The 1,668-nt window shown below is 38.7% G+C and carries 1 pseudogene; it reads left to right on the top strand.

What is annotated here, in order from left to right:
- Positions 1-437: 437 nt before the first annotated feature.
- Positions 438-1,571, top strand: a pseudogene (locus QT994_RS27620) (IS1634 family transposase); the annotation flags it as partial.
- Between the last annotated feature and the right edge of the window lie 97 nt (positions 1,572-1,668).

Below are 1,668 nucleotides of genomic sequence, written 5' to 3'. Positions count from 1 at the left end.
GTTTTTAGCTGGCATTTTTGTAGAGATTGACTAAACTCATTTTTTATTATACCCTATTTAAAGGCACAACAGCTTAAATCCAACGAAGTGACAGCGATTCCGGCTTTATTTCCCACATTCCGCACCCCCAACTGGCACATAGGCAGATTGAGGGGGTAAAAGTAAATCATCCGAGACCATCATGAGTAGAAATACTCAATTATCTCGGTCACTCAGCATTGCCCAGTAGTCCATTCGGGAAAATTGACGTGAGGGCGTGAGTTAAATCTGATATCAGTTAAAATTGCGAGCGGTAAAAAACCAAGTTTATTAGGTATCCGTAACGCGCTCACCTGACGAAAAAGCGTTAATTGCGCTCGCCAATAGTAACAAATCATCACCAAAAATAGTGTAAACTGGCGATCGCGATGAACAATCAAATCAGGATTCAGCAGCCCATGCAGAAAGCATCTGAGATGAAAGTAGAAAACCTAGATCATCTGGGCTTGATAGCCGGTCTAATTGATGAAATAGGAATTGTCCAAAAAATCAATGAATTAGTAGGCGAACAACTGGGCGAGATAGTCAGTCCCGGCCTGGTAGTTACAGCCATGATTATTAATGGATTAGGGATGGTTTCCGCCCCATTATATTTATTTTCTAAATTTTTTGAAGGGAAAGCAATAGAACATTTACTGGGAGCAGGGATTCAAGCATCACATTTGAATGATGACCGTTTAGGCAGAGTATTAGATAAATTATATTTGGCAGGAATTACGGAAATATTCACAACTATTGCCCTGTCAGCCGCTCAAAAATTCGAGATAAATACCGACACATCTCACCTCGACTCAAGTTCATTTCATCTACATGGCAAATATGAGCACGAATTGCCATCAGTATCTTTTTTTAGAACAGAAACCGAGAGAAATCAATTAGATAATTTATCAATCAACCATCAAACACCCCCCATACCAATTGAGATTACCTACGGCTACTCTCGCGATCATCGTCCCGACTTAAAACAGTTCATTTTAGACCTAATTTGTAGTGGAGATGGAGATGTACCAATATTTTTACGAGTAGCTTCAGGAAACGAATCAGATAATTCCATATTCGCCTCAATTTGTCAAGACTTAAAAAAAAATCTCGACAGTTTAATGGTAGCTGACAGTGCATTATATACCGCTCCCAACTTAGAAATGTTAACCAATTTAAGATGGTTGACTCGTGTACCACTCAGCCTGAAACAAGCGCAGCAACTGGTATCTCAATTAAATGAATCAGAATTTCACTCTAGTTCTGTGACGGGATATAGTTGGTCAGAACACAAAAGTAATTATGGTGGAATTACACAAAGATGGTTAGTAGTAGAGAGCAGTTTGCGTCGTGATGCCGACCAACGTAAATTAGAAAAAAAACTCAAAAAAGCTGAAATTGAGGGTCAGAAAAAGTTGCGAGAGTTATCAAATATTGAATTTGCTTGTGACACCGATGCCTTGTCAGCAGGACATCGTTTATCTACACAACTAAAATATCATAATTTTACCCAAATTAGTAGCAGACAATGGACAGCAAAATCCGCTGCTAATTCGACCATTTCTGACATGTCTAAGCTGTTGTGCCTTTAAATAGGGTATAATAAAAAATGAGTTTAGTCAATCTCTACAAAAATGCCAGCTAAAAACC

Origin of the sequence: Microcoleus sp. S13_B4 (assembly GCF_036700885.1) — a bacterium.
Lineage (GTDB): Bacteria > Cyanobacteriota > Cyanobacteriia > Cyanobacteriales > Microcoleaceae > Microcoleus.
The sequence above is the reverse complement of the archived record's forward strand: the minus strand, read 5'-3'. Positions and strand labels throughout refer to the sequence as shown.